Source organism: Cupriavidus sp. FW216-B1 (assembly GCF_058789195.1).
Map to the genome: position 1 here is coordinate 135,471 of NZ_JBYTEL010000007.1, position 18,040 is coordinate 153,510.

18 protein-coding genes are annotated in these 18,040 nt (G+C 70.4%); 5 read left to right on the forward strand and 13 right to left on the reverse strand.

The annotated features are described in order from the left end of the window. Positions 1 to 36 precede the first annotated feature (36 nt). Complete coding sequence (locus tag AC3WXD_RS17105; RefSeq protein ID WP_052165810.1) at positions 37 to 1,206, reverse strand: MFS transporter; 1,170 nt, start codon at positions 1,204 to 1,206, stop codon at positions 37 to 39. A 327-nt stretch (positions 1,207 to 1,533) separates the two neighbouring features. Between AC3WXD_RS17105 and AC3WXD_RS17110 the strand changes: the two genes are divergently transcribed. Continuing rightward, the gene (locus AC3WXD_RS17110) at positions 1,534 to 2,070 is read left to right on the forward strand and encodes a hypothetical protein (protein ID WP_454733740.1); all 537 of its coding nucleotides are present in this window, start codon (positions 1,534 to 1,536) and stop codon (positions 2,068 to 2,070) included. A gap of 21 nt (positions 2,071 to 2,091) precedes the next feature. Here the strand turns inward: AC3WXD_RS17110 and AC3WXD_RS17115 are convergent, their stop codons facing one another. The 3 genes from AC3WXD_RS17115 to AC3WXD_RS17125 form a co-directional block, all read right to left on the reverse strand. After that, positions 2,092 to 3,447, reverse strand: a complete 1,356-nt coding sequence (locus AC3WXD_RS17115) for a cytochrome-c peroxidase (RefSeq protein ID WP_492324335.1) — start codon at positions 3,445 to 3,447, stop codon at positions 2,092 to 2,094. Between the two features lie 41 nt (positions 3,448 to 3,488). Continuing rightward, the gene (locus AC3WXD_RS17120) at positions 3,489 to 5,045 is read right to left on the reverse strand and encodes a metallophosphoesterase (protein ID WP_492324253.1); all 1,557 of its coding nucleotides are present in this window, start codon (positions 5,043 to 5,045) and stop codon (positions 3,489 to 3,491) included. Between the two features lie 69 nt (positions 5,046 to 5,114). Then, positions 5,115 to 5,882 carry a hypothetical protein gene (locus AC3WXD_RS17125; RefSeq protein ID WP_492324254.1) on the reverse strand — a complete coding sequence of 256 codons (768 nt, stop codon included), beginning with the start codon at positions 5,880 to 5,882 and terminating at the stop codon, positions 5,115 to 5,117. 161 nt (positions 5,883 to 6,043) lie between these two features. Between AC3WXD_RS17125 and blaOXA the strand changes: the two genes are divergently transcribed. Next, a complete protein-coding gene (blaOXA, locus tag AC3WXD_RS17130) occupies positions 6,044 to 6,811 on the forward strand; it encodes a class D beta-lactamase (protein WP_052165812.1) in 768 nt (255 codons plus the stop codon). Positions 6,812 to 6,839: 28 nt separating this feature from the next. Here the strand turns inward: blaOXA and fliR are convergent, their stop codons facing one another. From fliR to AC3WXD_RS17170, 8 genes are all read right to left on the reverse strand, one after another. Next, positions 6,840 to 7,625 (reverse strand): flagellar biosynthetic protein FliR, encoded by a 786-nt coding sequence (fliR, locus tag AC3WXD_RS17135; RefSeq protein ID WP_020201825.1) that lies wholly within the window; start codon positions 7,623 to 7,625, stop codon positions 6,840 to 6,842. A 41-nt stretch (positions 7,626 to 7,666) separates the two neighbouring features. After that, on the reverse strand, positions 7,667 to 7,936 hold the full coding sequence (gene fliQ / locus AC3WXD_RS17140) for a flagellar biosynthesis protein FliQ (protein ID WP_029043347.1): 270 nt from the start codon (positions 7,934 to 7,936) through the stop codon (positions 7,667 to 7,669). 43 nt (positions 7,937 to 7,979) lie between these two features. Next, the gene (fliP, locus tag AC3WXD_RS17145) at positions 7,980 to 8,822 is read right to left on the reverse strand and encodes a flagellar type III secretion system pore protein FliP (protein ID WP_020201827.1); all 843 of its coding nucleotides are present in this window, start codon (positions 8,820 to 8,822) and stop codon (positions 7,980 to 7,982) included. Next, complete coding sequence (gene fliO / locus AC3WXD_RS17150) at positions 8,819 to 9,361, reverse strand: flagellar biosynthetic protein FliO (RefSeq protein WP_492324255.1); 543 nt, start codon at positions 9,359 to 9,361, stop codon at positions 8,819 to 8,821. The genes fliP and fliO overlap by 4 nt, the downstream gene beginning before the upstream one ends. Then, a complete protein-coding gene (fliN, locus tag AC3WXD_RS17155; RefSeq protein WP_020201829.1) occupies positions 9,358 to 9,816 on the reverse strand; it encodes a flagellar motor switch protein FliN in 459 nt (152 codons plus the stop codon). The genes fliO and fliN overlap by 4 nt, the downstream gene beginning before the upstream one ends. Next, the gene (gene fliM, locus AC3WXD_RS17160; protein WP_020201830.1) at positions 9,809 to 10,816 is read right to left on the reverse strand and encodes a flagellar motor switch protein FliM; all 1,008 of its coding nucleotides are present in this window, start codon (positions 10,814 to 10,816) and stop codon (positions 9,809 to 9,811) included. Before fliM ends, fliN begins: the two co-directional genes overlap by 8 nt. Before the next feature lie 149 nt (positions 10,817 to 10,965). Continuing rightward, on the reverse strand, positions 10,966 to 11,451 hold the full coding sequence (gene fliL / locus AC3WXD_RS17165) for a flagellar basal body-associated protein FliL (RefSeq protein ID WP_020201831.1): 486 nt from the start codon (positions 11,449 to 11,451) through the stop codon (positions 10,966 to 10,968). Between the two features lie 351 nt (positions 11,452 to 11,802). Next, entirely contained in the window at positions 11,803 to 12,819 is a 1,017-nt protein-coding gene (locus AC3WXD_RS17170; protein WP_492324256.1) for a GlxA family transcriptional regulator, read from the reverse strand. A 189-nt stretch (positions 12,820 to 13,008) separates the two neighbouring features. Here AC3WXD_RS17170 and AC3WXD_RS17175 point away from each other — a divergent pair, with 189 nt between their 5' ends. The 3 genes from AC3WXD_RS17175 (at position 13,009) to AC3WXD_RS17185 (ending at position 17,107) form a co-directional block, all read left to right on the forward strand. Next, positions 13,009 to 13,695 carry a M24 family metallopeptidase gene (locus AC3WXD_RS17175; protein ID WP_020201833.1) on the forward strand — a complete coding sequence of 229 codons (687 nt, stop codon included), beginning with the start codon at positions 13,009 to 13,011 and terminating at the stop codon, positions 13,693 to 13,695. 221 nt (positions 13,696 to 13,916) lie between these two features. After that, a complete protein-coding gene (gene acnB, locus AC3WXD_RS17180) occupies positions 13,917 to 16,502 on the forward strand; it encodes a bifunctional aconitate hydratase 2/2-methylisocitrate dehydratase (protein WP_020201834.1) in 2,586 nt (861 codons plus the stop codon). Between the two features lie 146 nt (positions 16,503 to 16,648). Then, complete coding sequence (locus tag AC3WXD_RS17185) at positions 16,649 to 17,107, forward strand: thioesterase family protein (protein ID WP_020201835.1); 459 nt, start codon at positions 16,649 to 16,651, stop codon at positions 17,105 to 17,107. 43 nt (positions 17,108 to 17,150) lie between these two features. On the opposite strand, the gene AC3WXD_RS17190 is transcribed toward AC3WXD_RS17185, so the two are convergent. Next, positions 17,151 to 18,040, reverse strand: an 890-nt coding sequence (locus AC3WXD_RS17190) for a tetratricopeptide repeat protein (RefSeq protein WP_492324257.1), incomplete at its 5' end; no start/stop codon positions are given.

An 18,040-nucleotide genomic window follows, 5' to 3' on the forward strand; every position in this document is an offset into this window, starting at 1 on the left:
CCTTCATGTTGCCTTCATGTCGCCGTCATGTCCCCATCACGTCGCCGCCATGCGCGGCGGGCGCGGCCGCGCGGCGACCGCGAAGGCGATCTGCACCAGCCCGGCGGCCAGCCCCAGCATCACGCCGATCTGCCAGGCCAGGGTGTAGGACCCGAGGGCATCATAGACCAGCCCGCCGCCGAAGGCGCCCACGAAGCTGCCGATCTGGTGGCTGAAGAACGCCACCCCGCCCAGCATGGCCTGCCAGCGCAGACCGAAGGTCTCGGCGATCCAGCCGGCCACCAGCGGCGCCACGCCCAGCCACAGGAAGCCCATCACGGCGGCGAAGACCAGCGTGCTGGCCGGCGTGGGCGGCGAGGTGAAATACCACGTCAGCGCCAGCGAGCGGATGGTGTAGATGGCGCCGAGCAGCAGCAGCTTGTTGACGCGCCCGCCGGCCCAGCCGAAGAACAGGCTGCCCAGCACGTTGAAGCCGCCGATCACGCCGAGCGCCTTGGCGCTGAGCATCGGGTCCATGCCGCAGATGTCGAGGTAGGAGGGCAGATGCGTGGTCAGGAACACCAGTTGCATGCCGCACACGAAATACGCCGCGCCCATGACCAGGAACGGCGTATGGTGCAGCGCGGTGCCCAGCGCCTCGCGCGCGTTCTGCTGCACGCCGCCCGGCGGCACCGGCAGCGGCAGGCGGTCGACGCGGCCGGCGAACCACGCCGCCGGCAGCATCACCAGCGCGAGCACCACGAAGGCCGCCAGCCCCACGCGCCAGCCGTAGGCTTGCGCCACCACCTGCCCGACCGGCGCGGCCACCAGCGCGCCCAGCGAACCGGCGCCCGAGACGATGCCCAGCACCGTGCTGCGCAGCGCCACCGGCACCGGGCGCGCGGCCACCGCCATCGCGAAGGCGCTGCCGGTGCAGGCCATCGACGCGCCGATGGCCACGCCGGCGCCGAGCGTGACCCCGACGATGCCCTGCGCGGTGGCCAGCATGACCAGCCCGAGCACGTACAGCAGCGAGCCCGCCATCATCAGCGGCCGGAAGCCCACGCGCGCGGCCCACGCGCCCGCGATCGGCTGCAGCAGTCCCCAGGCCAGGTTCTGCACCGCGATGGCGGCCGTGAAATCGGCAACCGAGATGCCGATGCCCCTGGTCAGCGGCGGCATGAAGATGCCCAGGCTCTGGCGCAGGCCCATCGCCAGGCTCAGCATGACGGAGGCGCCGAGCAGGATCGGCAGGACGGGACGGAGTTCGGACAGGCGGGAAGGCGCGGCGGTGCTCACGAGGAATTGTCTCTGTCTTTGTATTGTTCTTGTTGTTTTGTTTTTCTTCCGGTTTTCTTCCGGTTTTCTTCCGGTATCGCGCGCCGCGCGGGCCGGAGGCTCAGGCGAGGGTAAGGCCGAACCGGAACGGAAGTCAATGCGCGGGCCGGCTCGGGGTTTTGCCCGGCGGCGCGCGGGCGGCCGGAACGCCTATGCTTGAGCGGACGCCTACTTTCCCGCCAGCCCATGCCGAATGTCCGCCGATCCGCCGTCCTGATGAGCCTGGCGCTGGCCACGCTGCTGGCCGGCTGCGTGACCCGCTACCGCGTCGAGGCCGGCACGCCCGCCGCGCGCGTGCGGCTCGTGACCAATACGGACGACAACACCACCTTCAGCGTGGTCGATGCCGGCAAGTGCCCCAAGCCGCCGCGGCCCGCGCTGCTGGCGGCCACCGGCCACCAGGCGGCGGCCATCGGCAAGGAGGAAGACCTGAAGATGTGGGGCATCTCGCCGGAGCCGCCCGCGCGCACGCGCGAGCGCTGGCTGGTGGCCAGCCAGCGCATCTACCTGACGGCGGCGGCGACCTCGGCGGCGGACGACCAGCCTTACCGCTGCGCGATCGGCGTGTCGTTCGTGCCGCTGCCGGGCTGGCAGTACGAGCTGCGCTACCAGCGCAACGCGGCGGCCCGCAACTGCGCCGGCCAGGTGCTGCGGCTGCTGCGCGCGCCCTCGGGCGAGATCGTGGCCACGCCGGACCCCACGCAGCAGGTGTTCCGCGGCTTCGAGCCGGACGCGGTGTGCGCGTCGCCGTGAGGCGCGGGCCGCCGGCTAGGGCTAGGGCCGCGCGGCCACCGGCGCCGCGGCCGGCGGCATGGCGCTCGCGTAGGGCGCGTCCGTGAGCGTGCGCAGGAAGGCCGTGATGTCGTCGATCTCCGCCTCGGTCAGCGCCGGCGTGGTGCCCGCGCGCCGGTTCATCGGCGTCGCGTTGACGTTGACGTTGCCGCGGTAGGCGGCGGGCACGTCGTCGAAGGGCTTGCCGCCGCGATACCACTTGCCGGGATCGGTCGAGCGCGTGTTGTAGAACGCCACCGCGTCGCGCAGCGTGGTGAACACGCCGTTGTGCATGAAGCTCTGGCGCACCGCCACGTTGCGCAGGCCGGGCGTGCGCAGGTAGCCGCACCATTGCGCCGGTTCGGGCCAGCGCAGGCGGCGCGCGGTGTCGCACAGGCCGTTGTCGAAATGCTTCGGGTCGCGGTTGGCGGGCAGCGCGCGGTTGCGCGGCACGGCGATGGCGTCGTAGCCGAAGTCGGTAAACAGCGAGCGCTCGGGCCGGCTGGCGGTGTCCGCCAGCGTGTGGCAGCTCATGCAGTTGCCCTTGTCCGGGTTCTTGAACAGCGCCAGGCCGCGCGTTTCCTGCGGCGACAGCGGCGCGCGCCGGCGCAGGTAGTCGTCGAAGCGCGAGCTGAACGGCGCCATCTCGTCGCTTTGCAGGTAGGCCTCCAGCGCGCGGCCCAGCGCCAGCATCATCTGCGCGGGATCGCGTTGCGCCGCGGGGCCGAAATGCGCGGCCAGCGCGGGCGCCAGTTCCGTGCTCCCGACCTTGCGCAGCAGGCGCGCCGGCGTGCCGTTGTTCATCTCCTCGGGGTCGAGCAGCGGGCCGCGCACCTGCTCGGCCAGCGTGTCGGCGCGGCCGTCGGCGAACAGGCCGCCGAACGGCGAGGCGTAGGGCGCGTCGTCGTCCTGGTAGAAGTGCCGGCGCGGGACGTAGCGCACGTACAGCAGCGAGGGCGCGTTGCGCAGGCTGAAGTGCCCGGGCCGGCTGCCCTGCGGCACGCGCGGCCCGGCCAGCGCGGCCGGCGAGAGCGTGGGCGCGAACGCGCGCGCGGGGTCGTGGCAGCCGGCGCAGGACAGGCCGCGCGGCTCGGACAGGCGCGTATCGAAGAAGATGCGCCTGCCGAGCGCGGCGAGCGCCGGGTCGGGGCGGAACACGGCGGCGGTCGGGTCGACCCTGGCGGCCACCTTGGGCGTGCCATTGCCGATGATGTCGACCACCACCGATGGCGGCGCGCCCGGCGTCAGCACGGTGTCCGCGGCGGGCGCGGTGGATGCGGTGGGCGCGCCGGCCGCGAGGCCCGCGGCCAGGACGGCAGCGCCGGCGGCAAGTCTCCGCGCCGCCCGCGCGATGCGGATGCCGGCGGGCCGGGCCGCGCAGGCGGCGCGAACCGATGCCGTCACGGCGCCAGGAAGCCCGTCTTGTCGCAGGCCAGCGTGGTGCCGGTCTGCGCGCAGGTGGCCATGAGCTTGCCGGCCACGCTGTAGGCCTTGAAGGTCCAGCCGGTGGCGGGCGCCGGGCTGCGCTCCATCAGCAGGAAGCCGAAGCTGTTGTGATGGGTGATCTTGTCGATGGTGGTGCCCGGCGCGGGCACGGCGCCCGGCGTGAGCGGGTCGGGCAGGGCCACGTCCAGGTTGTCGCCGCCGTTGCCGGACACGATGGTGGCCGGGTGGTTGGAGGCGAAGCTGATGGCCTGGAAGTCATGCACGTGGCCGTGCAGCGCCACCTGGATGCCCGGCGGGTAGTAGGCCTGGGCGTTGAGGCTGCTCATCACCGACTGCAGCGCCAGGTTGCCCGGCGCCGGCGCGCTGCCCGCCACCGGCGCGAAGCCGAGCACCGGATGGTGGTTGGTGAACATGGTGTTGACCATGCCTGGCTTGCTGGCCAGCCAGCCCACGGTCTGGAACTGCTTCTGGTAGGCGATGAACTGCGGGTCGCTGGTCGGCAGCGCGGTCTTGCCGGCCTTGGCCGAGTCGAACACGATGACCTGCGAGTCGGTGCCCAGCGCCACCGTGTAGGGCTCGGAGTAGTTGGCGCTGCCGTCGTTGGCCGGGTCGTTGCACGAGCGGGCCTCGGTGTACGGGCGCGGGTCGAGGAAGCGGAACCAGCCCTGGCCGGCGCGCGCGCATTCCTCGTGGTTGCCGCGCACCACCACCCACGGCGCCCTGGCCATCAGCGCGGCGGCGGGCCTGAACAGGTCGGCCTGCCAGGTATCCCAGCCATAGCCCCACGGCGTGCCCTGGCAGCCGGCGATGTCCGGCGGGCACAGGTTCTCGCGGTAGTGGTAGTCGCCGATGTGCAGCACCAGGTCCGGGTTCATGGCGGCGGCAGTGGCCGCGAGTGTGGCGAACGGCCACACGGCGGTGTCGCTGCACGGCTGGTAGGCGTTGTCGGCCTTCTTCAGGCGGCAGCCGGTATCGGCCAGCACCAGCACGCGCCGGGGACTGGCCTTGGGCAGCGGCAGGGCGCGCCCGGCCACGCTGGCGGCGGCGGCGCCGGCCGGCAGCGTGGCTTCGCACGCCGAGACCGGGAAATCCGAGGGCTTGGAGTCGGCCGGCGCGCTGGCGGTGGGGCGCAGCGGCATGGTGCCGGCGCCCACGCGCAGCGCCATGCGCTGCTGCACGCCGTCCACGGTCAGCAGCGGGCACACGGCGTTGGCGGGCGGGGCGTCGCCGGCGGCGGCCGGCGCCGCATAGCTGGTGATCACGCGGGCGATGGCCTGGTTGCTGTCGCCGATCTCGACCCACGCGGCCTGGATGTTGGCGGCGGCGCTGGCGGCGTCGCCGGCCGGAGCCGCAGGCGCGGCCGGCGCGGTGGGAACGGCGGGGGCGATCGCGGCGGCGGCCGCGTCCGGGTTCTCGCTGCCGCAGCCGTACAGCGCGGCCGCCGTGGCCAGCACGGCCAGCATGGCGGCCATGCCGGGGCGCACGTGGTGCTTGTTCTTGTGAGTGCCCATTCTTGTCTCCCTGTCAGTGGCGAGCGCGACTATAGGGAGGCGATGTTGCGTCGGGATGACGCTTGTGTGTCAGCGTGGCCGGCGGCTGTGCGTGCCGGCGCGGGCCTGCTTGGGGGATTGCTCTGGCGATAGTTCTGGCGACGGCTTGGGCGACCGTTTGGGGGCTTGTCCCGGGGCCTGTTTGCGGCTCGCCTTGCCGGCCGCTTCATCGGCGCGCCGGCCCGCGTGCCTGCCGGCTTCGGCCGCGGCCAGCCGCAGCTCGCGCGGCAGCGCCGCCAGCGCGGCCTGGAAGAAGCGCCGCTCGGCCGGGCGCAGCTTGCCCAGCAGCCCGGCCAGCCGCTCCACGGCGGCGAAGGCGGCCGGCGTGGCGCCATGCTCGAAGGTCTCGAACCAGCTCGCTTCGAGCAGCAGGTTGGCCAGTTGCAGGGCGCCGTAGCGCACGTGGCCGCCGTCGTGCTCTTCCAGCGCGAAGCCGGCCAGCGACGACCAGCTGATGAAGCCCTTGGCCCGCGCGAACGGCGCGTGGAACGGGCGCAGCGCATCCACCGCGTCGTCCAGCCGCAGTGGCCGCTGCGCGCGGAAGTCGGCGAGCGCGCCGCCGCCGTCCTGTTTGCAGTTGCCGCGCGCGATGCGCAACAGGAAGATGATGTTCCACGCCGAGCCGCCGCCCACGCCGAAGCGGTCGCAGATCCATTCGGACAAGCCCAGCCAGCGCACCGCCTGGCGCTGCACCTGCCCGGCCGGCCACGCGCGTGCGGGGTCGATCAGTGCGTGGTTCCAGAACAGCCACAGGCACAGGCCGAGGTTGGCCGCGACGTGCTGCGCGGCGGGCGCCATGTTACGCAGGTTACAGCGCGCGGCCTTGGCGCCGGCGCGCCGTCCTCCTATGCTGCGCTTCGTAGCCCGGGCCCGGGCGTCATCCCCGACAAGAACACGACACCACGGAGAACATCTTGAAGCGATTCGTAATCCTCGCCGCGCTGGGCGCGGCGCTGGCCATGCCCGCGGCCCGGGCGGACGTGCTGTGCACCGTGATGGCCGACGCCGCCACCGGCAGGCTGCTGACGCAGGAAGGCGACTGCGGCACGCGCGTCACGCCGGCATCCACCTTCAAGCTGCCCATCAGCCTGATGGGGTTCGACGCGGGCCTGCTGGTCGACGCGCACGCCCCGGCCATGCCCTACCGCGCCGAATACGGCGACCGCAATCCCGCGCGCCGGGTCACGACCGATCCCGCGAGCTGGATGAAGAACTCCATCGTCTGGTATTCGCAGCAGGTCACGCGCCAGCTTGGCGAGACCCGCTTCCGGCGCTATGTCGACGCCTTCCAGTACGGCAACCGCGACGTCACCGGCAACCCGGGCCGGCATGACGGCCTGACCCATGCGTGGCTCGGCGCCTCGCTGCGGATTTCCCCGCTGGAGCAGGTCGCCTTCCTGCGCAAGGTGGTCCGGCGCGAACTGCCGGTCAGCGCGCGGGCGTACGACATGACCAGCCGCATCAGCGCGCTCGGCACGCTCGCCAACGGCTGGGCCGTGCACGGCAAGACCGGCACCGGCGCCCCGCGGCTGGCCGACGGCGGCGAGGACTGGGACCACGCCTATGGATGGTTCGTCGGCTGGGCGGAGAAGGATGGCCGCGGCGTGGTCTTCGCCCGCCTGATCCAGGACGCGAAGAAAGAGGCGGAGTATGCCGGCCCGCGCGCCCGGGCGGCCTTCATGAAGGAGCTGCCGGGCCGGCTCGACGCCGTTGCCGCGCTGCCGTAAAAGGCCGCCGCGCTCGACGCCGGCCCGTCTACCGCCCCAGCTGCCCCAGCACCATGCCGACCTCGGCCAGGCTGTTGTCGATCAGCCGTCCCATGTACGAGCTCATCTGCGGCATCACCAGCGCCATCATCAGGAAGCCGCCGGCCAGCGTGACCGGGAAGCCGACCGCGAAGATCGACAACTGCGGCGAGGCGCGGTTGAGGATGCCCATCGCCAGGTTGAGCGTGAGCAGCGCGGCGATCAGCGGCAGCGCCAGCAGCATGCCCGACGAGAACACGCTGGCGCCGGCCGCCGCCACCGCCGACCAGCCCTCGCCCGAGAGCGGCTGGGACGAGATCGGCAGGGTGGCGAAGCTGTCGGCGAGCGTGGCCAGCAGCATCAGGTGGCCGTCCATCGCCAGGAACATCAGGGTGGCGACCACGTTGAGGAAGCGGCCCAGCACCATCGTCTGGCCGCCCGAGGAGCGGTCGTAGAACGAAGCGAACGACAGGCCCATCTGCAGGCCGATGGTCTCGCCGGCGTACTGCACGGCGGCGAAGGCCAGCCGCATGGTGAAGCCCACCGCGAGGCCGATGCCGACCTCGTTGAGGATGATGAGGAAGCCTTCGAAGGAATACACCGGCGCCAGCGGCAGCTTGTCGATGGTGGGCGAGACGATCATCGCGATCAGCGCGGCCAGGGCGACCTTGGCGCGGCGCGGGATGGTGGACTCGCCGAACAGGGGCGCCGTGCTGAGCAGCGCCAGCAGCCGGAACAGCGGCCACAGGAACGCGGCGATCCAGGCGTAGAGCTGGGCGGAGGTGACGGACAGCACGGCGGGCGCGGTGTGAGGGCAGCGCGGGCGCTACGCCCGCATCAGTGCACCAGGGCGGGAATGCCCTGGAAGACTTCGCGCATGTAGTCGACGAAGGTGTTGATCATCCACGGGCCGGCCAGCACCATCGTGGCGAACAGGGCCAGCAGCTTGGGGATGAACGACAGCGTCATTTCGTTGATCTGGGTGGCGGCCTGGAACAGGCTGACCACCAGGCCGGCCACCAGCGCCACCAGCAGCAGCGGTGCCGCCAGCATCAGGGTCATCTTCATCGCCTGGGTGGCGATGCTCATTACGGTTTCCGGCGTCATGATGGAGCGGTCTCGGTGGGGACGCGGCGGGCGCGCCCCGTGTTCAGTTCAGGAAACTCTGCGCCAGCGAACCCAGCAGCAGTTGCCAGCCGTCCACCAGCACGAACAGCATCAGCTTGAACGGCAGCGAGATGGTGGCCGGCGGCACCATCATCATGCCCATCGCCATCAGCACGCTGGCGACCACCAGGTCGATGATGAGGAACGGGATGAAGACGGTGAAGCCGATCTGGAACGCGGTCTTGAGCTCGCTGGTGACGAAGGCCGGCACCAGGATGCGCATCTGCACGTCCTCCGGGCCCTGCATCTCGGGCGCCTTGGCCATCTGCGCGAACAGCGCCAGGTCCTTCTCGCGGGTCTGCTTGAGCATGAAGGCCTTGAGTGGCACGGCGGCCTTCTCGGCGGCGTCCTCCAGGCTGATCTTGTTTTCGCTCAGCGGCTTGTAGGCGTCGGTGTAGACGCGGTCGAACACCGGCGACATGACGAAGAAGGTCAGGAACAGCGACAGCCCCACCAGCACCTGGTTGGGCGGCGAGGTGGCGGTGCCGAGCGCGTTGCGCAGCAGGCCCAGCACGATGATGATGCGGGTGAAGCCGGTCATCATCAGCATGGCCGCCGGCAGGAACGACAGCGAGGTCAGCAGGACCAGCGTCTGGACCGACAGCGACCAGGTCTGGCTGCCGCCGGGGCCGGCCCGGCTGGTCAGCCCGGGCAGCGCCTGGGCCTGCGCCAGGGCGGGCAGCAGCACCAGCGCCAGGCAGGCGGCGGCCAGCGCGGCGGCGAAGGCCAGCCGCGAGGGCTGGCCGGCGCAGGCGCGCAGAGCCTGCAGGCGGCCTCGCAGCCGCTGCTGGAAAACGCGCCGCGAGGCGCCGGGCAGGAAATTCATGACTTCAGGTTGTGTTGCATGGCGCGCAGCAGCTTCTGGCCGAAGCTGCCGCTGCCCGCCGGATTGGCCGGGCCGCCGCGCTCGGGGTCCGGAGACTGGCCCGGCGCCCGCGCGGCCTGCGCGGGCAGGGTATGGAGCGTGCGGATCTCGCCGGCGCTGACGCCCAGCACCAGGCAGGTGTCGCCCACCTCCACCATCACCAGGCGCTGGCGCGGGCCGAGCGCGGTGCTGCCGACCACCTTCATGGTGCCGCCCTGGCCGTGGCGGACCAGGCCGGCGCGGCGCGCCAGCCAGGCCAGCAGCAGGATCAGGGCGATGACGGCGAACAGGCCGAGGCCGGCCTGGGCCATGCTGGCCGCGCCGCTGGGGCCGACGTGGCCCGCGGCGGCGCCGGTACCGGCCGCGATGCCGGCCGTGGCGCCGGCGGCGGGGGGATTGCCCGCGGCGGCGCTGGCTTGCGCCGCCGCCGGCGCAGCCTGCGCCAGCGCCAGGCCGGCGACGAGCCCGGCGGTGGCCATCCGGCGCAGGCTGGCGATCATCTGTTGAGCTTCCGGATGCGTTCGGACGGCGTGATGATGTCGGTCAGGCGGATGCCGAACTTGTCGTTGACCACCACCACTTCGCCCTGGGCGATCAGGTAGCCGTTGACCAGCACGTCCATCGGCTCGCCGGCCAGGCCGTCGAGTTCCACCACCGAACCCTGCGCGAGCTGCAGCAGGGTCTTGATGGGCACCTTGGTGCGGCCGAGCTCCACCGTGAGCTGCACGGGGATGTCGAGAATCATCTCGATATCGTTGTGGAAGCCGCTCGGCACCTCCTTTTCCAGCGGCTGGAAGACCTTGGAGGCGGCCGGCGTCGCGGCTGCGGTGGCGGCTGCGACTGCCGGTGCCGGCGCGGCAGCAGCGGCGAGATCCTCGGCGCTGGTCTGCTCGGCCAGGGCGCTGGCCCAGTCGTCCATCGGGTCGGCCGGCTTGTCGTCTTTGCCGTCAGTCATGGTCGGTTTCCTTGTTGGAATCGCTTTCTTGGTGATTGATCATCCGTTCTACCCGCAGCGCGTACTGGCCGTTCATGGTGCCGAAGCCGCACTGCATCACGGGCACGCCATCGACCTTGCCGAACACCTGCTCGGGCAGCTCGATGGGGAGTACATCGCCGGCGCGCAGCGACAGCACTTCGGCCACGGTGCTTTCCAGGTGGGCGAATTCGGCCACCAGTTCCACCTCGGCCGAGCGGATCTGCTGCGACAGCTGGGAAATCCAGCGCTTGTCCACTTCGACCTCGTCCTGCAGCGGGTTCATCAGCAGGTCGCGCACGGGCTCGATCATCGAGTACGGGAAGCAGACGTGAAGCTGGCCGCCCACGGCGCCCAGTTCGATATGGAATGCAGTCGTCACCACCACCTCGCTGAGCATGGCGATGTTGGCGAACTTGGTGTGCATCTCCGAGCGGACGTATTCCAGCTCGATCGGGTGCACCGCGTGCCAGGCGTTGCCGTAGCTGTTGAGCGCCAGGTCCAGCAGGCGCCGGATGATGCGCTGCTCGGTCTGGGTGAAGTCGCGCCCCTCGACGCGGGTGTGGAAGCGCCCGTCGCCGCCGAACAGGTTGTCGACCACCAGGAACACCAGGTTGGGGTCGAACACGAACAGCGCCGTGCCGCGCAGCGGCTTGAGGTGCACCAGGTTCAGGTTGGTCGGCACCGGCAGGTTGCGCACGAAGTCGCCGTACTTCTCGATGCGGATCGAGCCGACCGAGATGTCGGCGCCGCGGCGGATGAAGTTGAACAGCGCGGTGCGCAGCTGGCGGGCGAAACGCTCGTTGATGATCTCGAGCGTGTGCAGCCGGCCGCGCACGATGCGCTCCTGCGTGGCCAGGTTGTACGGGCGCACGCCGTCCTCGGAGACCGGCGCGGAAACCTCGGGCAGGTCGGCTTCGCCCGACACGCCTTTCAGCAATTCGTCTACTTCGTCCTGCGAGAGGAACTTGTCGTAGGCCATCTAGTGTCCTGCCCCGTGAGTGCCGTGATGAATGAAAGCGACCATGTGCCGATCAGCCCGCGCGCTGGCGTTGGCGCGCGTGCTGTTGTACGGGCAAGGCAGGCAGGGACGGATTCATGTCGGATTTGCTGGTGGGGCAGGGCACGTGCTTACTGCACCACGAAGGATGTGAATAGGACGTCCACGACCTGCTGAGCCGGCAGGTTGGGCGCGAACGGCTGGTTGACGGCGCGCTGGATTTCCTGCGCCAGGCGGCGCTTGCCTTCCACCGTCGCCAGGTCGGGCGGCTGCTTGGCCGACAGCAGCAGCAGGATCCGGCTACGGACTTCCGGCAGGTACTCGGTGATGCGCGTCTGATCCTTCGCGTCCGCCACCTTCAGCGACAGACCGGTGTGCAGGAAACGGTCGCCGTCTTCGCTCTTGAGATTGACGGTGAACGGCTCCAGCGGCACGAAGATCGGCGGCGGCACGACCGGAGCCGCCGGCACCGGCGGCTGGCGGTTGCTCAGGATGTTGCCCAGAAAAAAGCCCCCGGCACCCAGCGCCGCGACGATCACGACGCCGAGAACCAGCAGCAGTCGCCCGCGCTTGCTCTTGTTGCCGTCAGCCTGGGAAGAAGTGAGCGTAGTCGCCATGAGATGCCTGTATCGGAATGCCCTGCCATTCTTGGGTGAAGACAGGGCAAGCAAAGGGCCGAAAAAAAGGGTGAAACCCGCTCAGCTTGGCCATTTGAGCCAAGCGGGTGCGTCATCCGGATGATGCGGATGGTCTTACTGGGGGTTAACGAATGGCGTGCACGGAACTTGAGCCGGAATTGCGCCCGCGATGGGCCGGACGCCCGCCGCAGACCCGCGCCCCGGGCCGCGCGGCGGGCGGTGGCCGGTGGTGGCGGGGTGGCTGCAGGGTGGCGCCGTGGATGGCCGGCGCCACGCTGCGCGGCCGGCCGCGCCCCGGCGCGGCGCGCCCCGCGCTGCCGCGCCGGCCGGCTAACTGCTTGATTCCATTGGCGCTTGCGCGTCGGCCGGGCCGCCGAAGCTGTGCCGGTACTGCTGCGGCGAGACGCCGAGCCGGCGGCGGAACACCGCGCGCATGTGATGCGGATCGCGGAACCCGCATGCGTAGGCGACGGTCTTCAGCGGCACCGCGCTGCGCTCGAGCATGACGCGGGCGGCGTCCAGCCGGGCGCTTTCGACGAACTCGGCCGGGGTCGCGCGGGCGTCGCGCGCGAAGATGCGCGAGAAGTTGCGGCTGCTCATCCTGGCCACCGCCGCCAGCCGGTCGAGGGTGAGATCCTCGGTGAGGTGAGCCAGCACATACTGCTGGACCCGCGCCACCGGCGACGCCGCCTCCGCCAGCGGGGTCAGGTAGGGGCTGAACTGCGACTGGCCGCCGGCGCGGCGGATGAACACCACCAGCCGCTTGGCCACGTCGAGCGCCACTTCCTCGCCGTGGTCCTGCGCCAGCAGGTACAGCGACAGGTCGATGCCGGCGGTGACGCCGGCCGAGGTGTAGAGGCTGCCGTCCTGCGCGTAGATGCGGTCCGCCTCCACGCGGGCGGCCGGGCAGCGCGCGGCCAGCGCGGCCACGTCGTTCCAGTGGGTGGTCACGGTGCGCCCGTCGAGCAGCCCGGCGCCGGCCAGCAGGAAGGCGCCGTTGCAGATCGAGCCGAAGCGCGCGGCGCGCTGGCTGGCCTGGCGCAGCCACGCGTACAGCGCGGCGGGAAAGGCCCGCTCGGGCAGCGTGGGGCCGCCCGCCACCAGCAGCAGGCCGGGGACGTCGGTGTCGGCGCCGGCGCTGGCGTCGATGTCGGCGAAATGCCGCTGGGGGTGCAGCACCATGCCGTTGGAGCAGGCCACCGGCCCGCGCTCGGTGCCGATCAGCCCGAGCTGGTAGCGGTCCCCGGGCAGCAGGAAGCGGTTGGCCTCGGCGAACACGTCGAGCGGGCCGCTGACGTCCAGCGCCTGCACGCCGGGAAAGACAAGGATGGCGACGGATCGGTTCATGGGCGGGCCGGATGGCGGGAGGCGATGGCCGCCATGTTAGCCGGGCGGCGCGGCCCGCGCTGGCGCGAAAACGCCGCCATTTGGCGCCAGGGCACCGCCGGAGGCGGTTCTGCCCGGGCCGCCCGCTCTCCATACTGGTTCCTGCCCGGCGCCGCACACGGCGCGCGCCACCTGACCCGGAGAGACCCCATGACAAAGACCGATGTTGCCGCCGCCGAACGTGTCGGCCCCGCCTTTTCCGTCGACGGCATGCTGCTGGCGCGCGACAAGACGCGCCAGGCCATCCGCGAGATCGCCGCCCGCGTGGCGCCCGGCATGGTCGAGGAAGACGCCGTGGCGATGGCCCGCTCGGTGCTGCTCGACGCCGGCCTCGCGCTGAGCTGGCACCCCACCCGCGTGCGCTTCGGCGGCAACACCATCAAGCCGATGAAGCAGGCCTCGGTGCCCGGCGTGGTGCTGCGGGAAAACGACCTTTTCTTCATCGACATCGCCCCGCGCGTGGACGCCTGGGAGGGCGACGGCGGCGCCAGCTTCACGGTCGGCCACGACGCCGAATACGCCCGCTGCGCGCGCGACGCCGAGGCGCTGTTCCACGACGTGCGCGCGGTCTGGCGCAAGGAAGGGCTGACCGGCCACGCGCTCTACGACCACGCCGACCGCACCGCGCGCAAGATGGGCTGGGAGCTGAATTTCGACCTGCCCGGCCACCGCGTCTCGGACTTCCCGCACGCCACCATCTACACCGGCTCGCTGGCCGACCTGGAAAGCTGCCCGCTGCCGATGCGCTGGATCCTGGAAATCCACCTGCGCGACCCGCGGCACCGCTTCGGCGCGTTCTTCGAGGACATGCTGCTGGACGACGCGCACTACGGCTGAACGGGCTCGCCGGGGCCTTTCCCGGGGGATTGCCCGAGCAATTTGGTCAAGGTCTCCTGTTGTAGGTTTCCGACGGGGCGGGAAGTCCAAGTCATTGTTTTTACTGTGATTGTGTAATTCAACTCTTATATAAGATATAAGACATTTGACCGCGGACGCACTTCACTCTACAATCACGGCACAACTAGGTCTTCCCAACCCCTATTACCCCGCAGGATCCCATGCTTGATACCTATCGCGCCCATGTAGCCGAACGCGCCGCGCTTGGCATTCCCCCTCTGCCGCTGACCGCGAAGCAAACTGCGGAGCTGATCGAACTCCTGAAGAACCCGCCCGCCGGCGAAGAGCAGGCCCTGGTCGAGCTGATCACCCACCGCGTGCCGGCCGGCGTGGACGATGCCGCCAAGGTCAAGGCCTCGTACCTGGCCGCCGTGGCGCTGGGCAAGGAAGCCTGCCCGCTGATCACGCGCGCGCGCGCCACCGAACTGCTGGGCACCATGCTGGGCGGCTACAACATCTCGCCGCTGATCGAGCTGCTGGACGACGCCGAAGTCGGCACCGTCGCCGCCGCCGCGCTCAAGAAGACCCTGCTGATGTTCGATGCCTTCCACGACGTCAAGGAAAAGGCCGACCAGGGCAACGCCAACGCCAAGTCCGTGCTGCAAAGCTGGGCCGACGCCGAATGGTTCACCAGCCGCCCGGAAGTGCCGCAAAGCCTGACCGTGACGGTGTTCAAGGTCTCGGGCGAAACCAACACCGACGACCTCTCGCCGGCCCCCGACGCCACCACCCGCCCGGACATTCCGCTGCACGCGCTGGCCATGCTGAAGAACGCGCGTCCCGGCATCACCCCGGAAGAAGACGGCAAGCGCGGCCCGGTCAAGTTCATCGAATCGCTCAAGGAAAAGGGCAACCTGGTCGCCTACGTGGGCGACGTGGTCGGCACCGGCTCCAGCCGCAAGTCCGCCACCAACTCGGTGCTGTGGTTCACCGGCGAAGACATCCCGTTCGTGCCGAACAAGCGCTTCGGCGGCGTGTGCCTGGGCAGCAAGATCGCCCCGATCTTCTACAACACGATGGAAGACGCCGGCGCGCTGCCGATCGAGCTGGACGTGTCGCAGATGGAAATGGGCGACGTCATCGAACTGCGCCCCTATGACGGCAAGGCTCTGAAGAACGGCCAGGTCGTCGCCGAATTCCAGGTCAAGTCCGACGTGCTGTTCGACGAAGTGCGCGCCGGCGGCCGCATTCCGCTGATCGTCGGCCGCGGCCTGACCGCCAAGGCGCGCGAAGCGCTCGGCCTGGCCCCGTCCACGCTGTTCCGCCTGCCGCAGAACCCGGCCGACACCGGCCGCGGCTACACGCTGGCCCAGAAGATGGTCGGCCGCGCCTGCGGCCTGCCCGAAGGCAAGGGCGTGCGCCCGGGCACCTACTGCGAACCGAAGATGACCTCGGTCGGCTCGCAGGACACCACCGGCCCGATGACCCGCGACGAGCTGAAGGACCTGGCCTGCCTGGGCTTCTCGGCCGACCTGGTGATGCAGTCGTTCTGCCACACCGCCGCGTATCCGAAGCCCGTGGACGTCAAGACCCACCACACGCTGCCGCAGTTCATCAGCACCCGTGGCGGCATCTCGCTGCGCCCCGGCGACGGCGTGATCCACTCGTGGCTGAACCGCATGCTGCTGCCCGACACCGTCGGCACCGGCGGCGACTCGCACACCCGCTTCCCGATCGGCATCAGCTTCCCGGCGGGCTCGGGCCTGGTGGCCTTCGCCGCCGCCACCGGCGTGATGCCGCTGGACATGCCGGAATCGGTGCTGGTGCGCTTCAAGGGCAAGATGCAGCCCGGCGTGACCCTGCGCGACCTGGTCAACGCGATCCCGCTGTACGCCATCAAGTCGGGCGAGCTGACCGTGGCCAAGCAAGGCAAGAAGAACATCTTCTCCGGCCGCATCCTGGAAATCGAAGGCCTGCCCGACCTGAAGGTCGAGCAAGCGTTCGAGCTGTCCGACGCCTCCGCCGAGCGCTCGGCCGCCGGCTGCACCGTGCGCCTGAACAAGGAACCGATCATCGAATACATCAACAGCAACATCACGCTGCTGAAGTGGATGATCGCCGAAGGCTACGCCGACGCGCGCAGCCTGCAGCGCCGCATCAAGGCGATGGAAGCCTGGCTGGCCAGCCCCGAGCTGCTGCAGCCGGACGCCGACGCCGAATACGCCTCGGTCATCGAGATCGACCTGGCCGACATCCACGAGCCCATCGTGGCGTGCCCGAACGACCCGGACGACGTCAAGACCCTGTCCGACGTGGCCGGCGCCAAGATCGACGAAGTGTTCATCGGCTCGTGCATGACCAACATCGGCCACTTCCGCGCGGCGTCCAAGCTGCTCGAAGGCAAGCGCGACATCCCGGTCAAGCTGTGGGTCGCCCCGCCGACCAAGATGGACGCCAAGCAACTGACCGAGGAAGGCCACTACGGCGTGTTCGGCACCGCCGGCGCCCGCACCGAAATGCCGGGCTGCTCGCTGTGCATGGGCAACCAGGCACAGGTGCGCGAAGGCGCCACGGTGATGTCCACCAGCACCCGCAACTTCCCCAACCGCCTGGGCAAGAACACCAACGTGTACCTGGGCTCGGCCGAACTGGCCGCCATCTGCTCGCGCCTCGGCCGCATCCCGACCAAGGAAGAGTACATGGCCGACATGGGCGTGCTGAGCGCCAACGGCGACAAGATCTACAAGTACATGAACTTCGACCAGATCGAAGACTTCAAGGACGTGGCGGATACGGTGTCGATGTAAGGCACAGGACCGGCGGTGGTGTGCTCCCCTTTCCCGCAGGCGGGAGAGGGGAGCCAACGGTCGGCACTCCTCGCCAGCAGTCCCAGTCAGGCCCCTTCCCGGGGCCTTTCTTTTTGCCCATTCCACGCTCACGCCTTCACCGCATCATGGCCCGCCTCAAGCTCGAGTTCCCCGAAGACCAGTACTACTACAGCACCCATCTCACGGTGCGCGTGACGGACATCAACAGCGCCAACCACCTCGGCAACGACTCGATGATCTCGATGATCTCCGAGGCGCGCGCGCGTTTCCTGTTCGACCTGCGCAGCGGCGACGGCGAGGCGGCCGAGACCGAGCAGGTCGGCACCATCGTCACCGATCTCGCCACCACCTACCGCAACGAGGCGCATGCGCGCGACCAGCTTTTGTTCGAGGTGGGCGTGATGGACTTCAACCGCTACGGCGGCGACATCACCTTCCGCATCACGCGCCCGAGCGACGGCGCGCTGATCGCGCTGGCCAAGTCCGGCTTCGTCTTCTTCAGCTATGCGCGCAAGCAGGTGATGCCGATGCCGGCGGCGTTCGCCAGCAAGTTTCCCCGGGTCAACTGGGTCGACCGCGGCTGAGCGGCGCCGGCTGCGGCACAGGGAGCCGGCGCAAGGCGAGCGCCTACAAACCGTAGAACGGCCGGTTGGCCTCGATGCGGGCGCGCTCGGACTCGGGAAACCGCCGGTCGGCCAGCAGCTTGCGCAGCGCGGCGCGGCCCTGGTCGAGCGCGCCGATGTAGTAAGCGCTGACCACGAGTTCGTCGAGCGCGCGCCAGCTGTAGACCGAGGTGTCGACGAACAGCGAGTCGTCCGGCACCGCCAGCGCCGCGGCCTGCTGCGCGTACAGGTGCGCCTGCGCGAACTCGCCGCGCAGGCGGTGCCAGCGGGCCAGCTCGCACAGCGGCTCGGCGCGCGCCGGGCGCGCCTGGTAGGCGGCCAGGTAGGCGTCGCGCACGGCGCCGGCGGCGACGCTCGCGTCCGCCGCGGCCAGCCGTTCGGTCAGCACGCCGATCTGGAACAGCGCGAACCAGCGCTCCTCGTCCCATCCCTCCAGCGCGGCGCGCGCGCGGTACTGCGCCAGGCTGGCCTCCACGTTCCCCGCGTCGCGGTAGCTCTGCGCCAGGTAGAAGCGGTAGCGCGGATTGGCCGGCTCCTTCTCCAGCGCGCGCTCCAGCACCTCGATGTCGCGCAGGTAGGTATGCGGATCGCGCGCCCGCGCGCCGTCGCGCGACACCACGATGGCGGGGCCGTCCAGGTGCTGCCATGCGTGCGGCGCGTCCTGCGTCAGGTATTCGTGCAGCACGCCTTCCCAGCGCCACGGCTGGCCGGCGGCCACCAGCGCGTTGCGCCGGTAGTGCCAGCCGCCCAGCTCGCACAGGAAACGGTAGCCGTCGGCGCCCAGCGCGGGCCAGCGGAAGCCGGGCGGCACGCGCAGGGTCTCGTCGGCGTCGATGAACAGCACGTAGTCGCTGGCGCTGGCGCTGGCGCGCGCCAGCGCCCACACCAACGCTT

Excerpts from the sequence above, each read along its gene's own strand:
- AC3WXD_RS17110 (WP_454733740.1), top strand. The coding sequence starts at position 1,534 with ATGAGCCTGGCGCTGGCCACGCTGCTGGCCGGCTGCGTGACCCGCTAC.
- fliN (WP_020201829.1), bottom strand. The coding sequence starts at position 9,816 with ATGACTGACGGCAAAGACGACAAGCCGGCCGACCCGATGGACGACTGG.
- AC3WXD_RS17170 (WP_492324256.1), bottom strand. The coding sequence starts at position 12,819 with ATGAACCGATCCGTCGCCATCCTTGTCTTTCCCGGCGTGCAGGCGCTG.
- fliL (WP_020201831.1), bottom strand. The coding sequence starts at position 11,451 with ATGGCGACTACGCTCACTTCTTCCCAGGCTGACGGCAACAAGAGCAAG.
- AC3WXD_RS17175 (WP_020201833.1), top strand. The coding sequence starts at position 13,009 with ATGACAAAGACCGATGTTGCCGCCGCCGAACGTGTCGGCCCCGCCTTT.
- fliO (WP_492324255.1), bottom strand. The coding sequence starts at position 9,361 with ATGATCGCCAGCCTGCGCCGGATGGCCACCGCCGGGCTCGTCGCCGGC.
- fliM (WP_020201830.1), bottom strand. The coding sequence starts at position 10,816 with ATGGCCTACGACAAGTTCCTCTCGCAGGACGAAGTAGACGAATTGCTG.
- AC3WXD_RS17125 (WP_492324254.1), bottom strand. The coding sequence starts at position 5,882 with ATGGCGCCCGCCGCGCAGCACGTCGCGGCCAACCTCGGCCTGTGCCTG.
- fliQ (WP_029043347.1), bottom strand. The coding sequence starts at position 7,936 with ATGACGCCGGAAACCGTAATGAGCATCGCCACCCAGGCGATGAAGATG.
- fliP (WP_020201827.1), bottom strand. The coding sequence starts at position 8,822 with ATGAATTTCCTGCCCGGCGCCTCGCGGCGCGTTTTCCAGCAGCGGCTG.
- AC3WXD_RS17185 (WP_020201835.1), top strand. The coding sequence starts at position 16,649 with ATGGCCCGCCTCAAGCTCGAGTTCCCCGAAGACCAGTACTACTACAGC.
- AC3WXD_RS17105 (WP_052165810.1), bottom strand. The coding sequence starts at position 1,206 with ATGCTGAGCCTGGCGATGGGCCTGCGCCAGAGCCTGGGCATCTTCATG.
- AC3WXD_RS17120 (WP_492324253.1), bottom strand. The coding sequence starts at position 5,045 with ATGGGCACTCACAAGAACAAGCACCACGTGCGCCCCGGCATGGCCGCC.
- blaOXA (WP_052165812.1), top strand. The coding sequence starts at position 6,044 with ATGCCCGCGGCCCGGGCGGACGTGCTGTGCACCGTGATGGCCGACGCC.
- acnB (WP_020201834.1), top strand. The coding sequence starts at position 13,917 with ATGCTTGATACCTATCGCGCCCATGTAGCCGAACGCGCCGCGCTTGGC.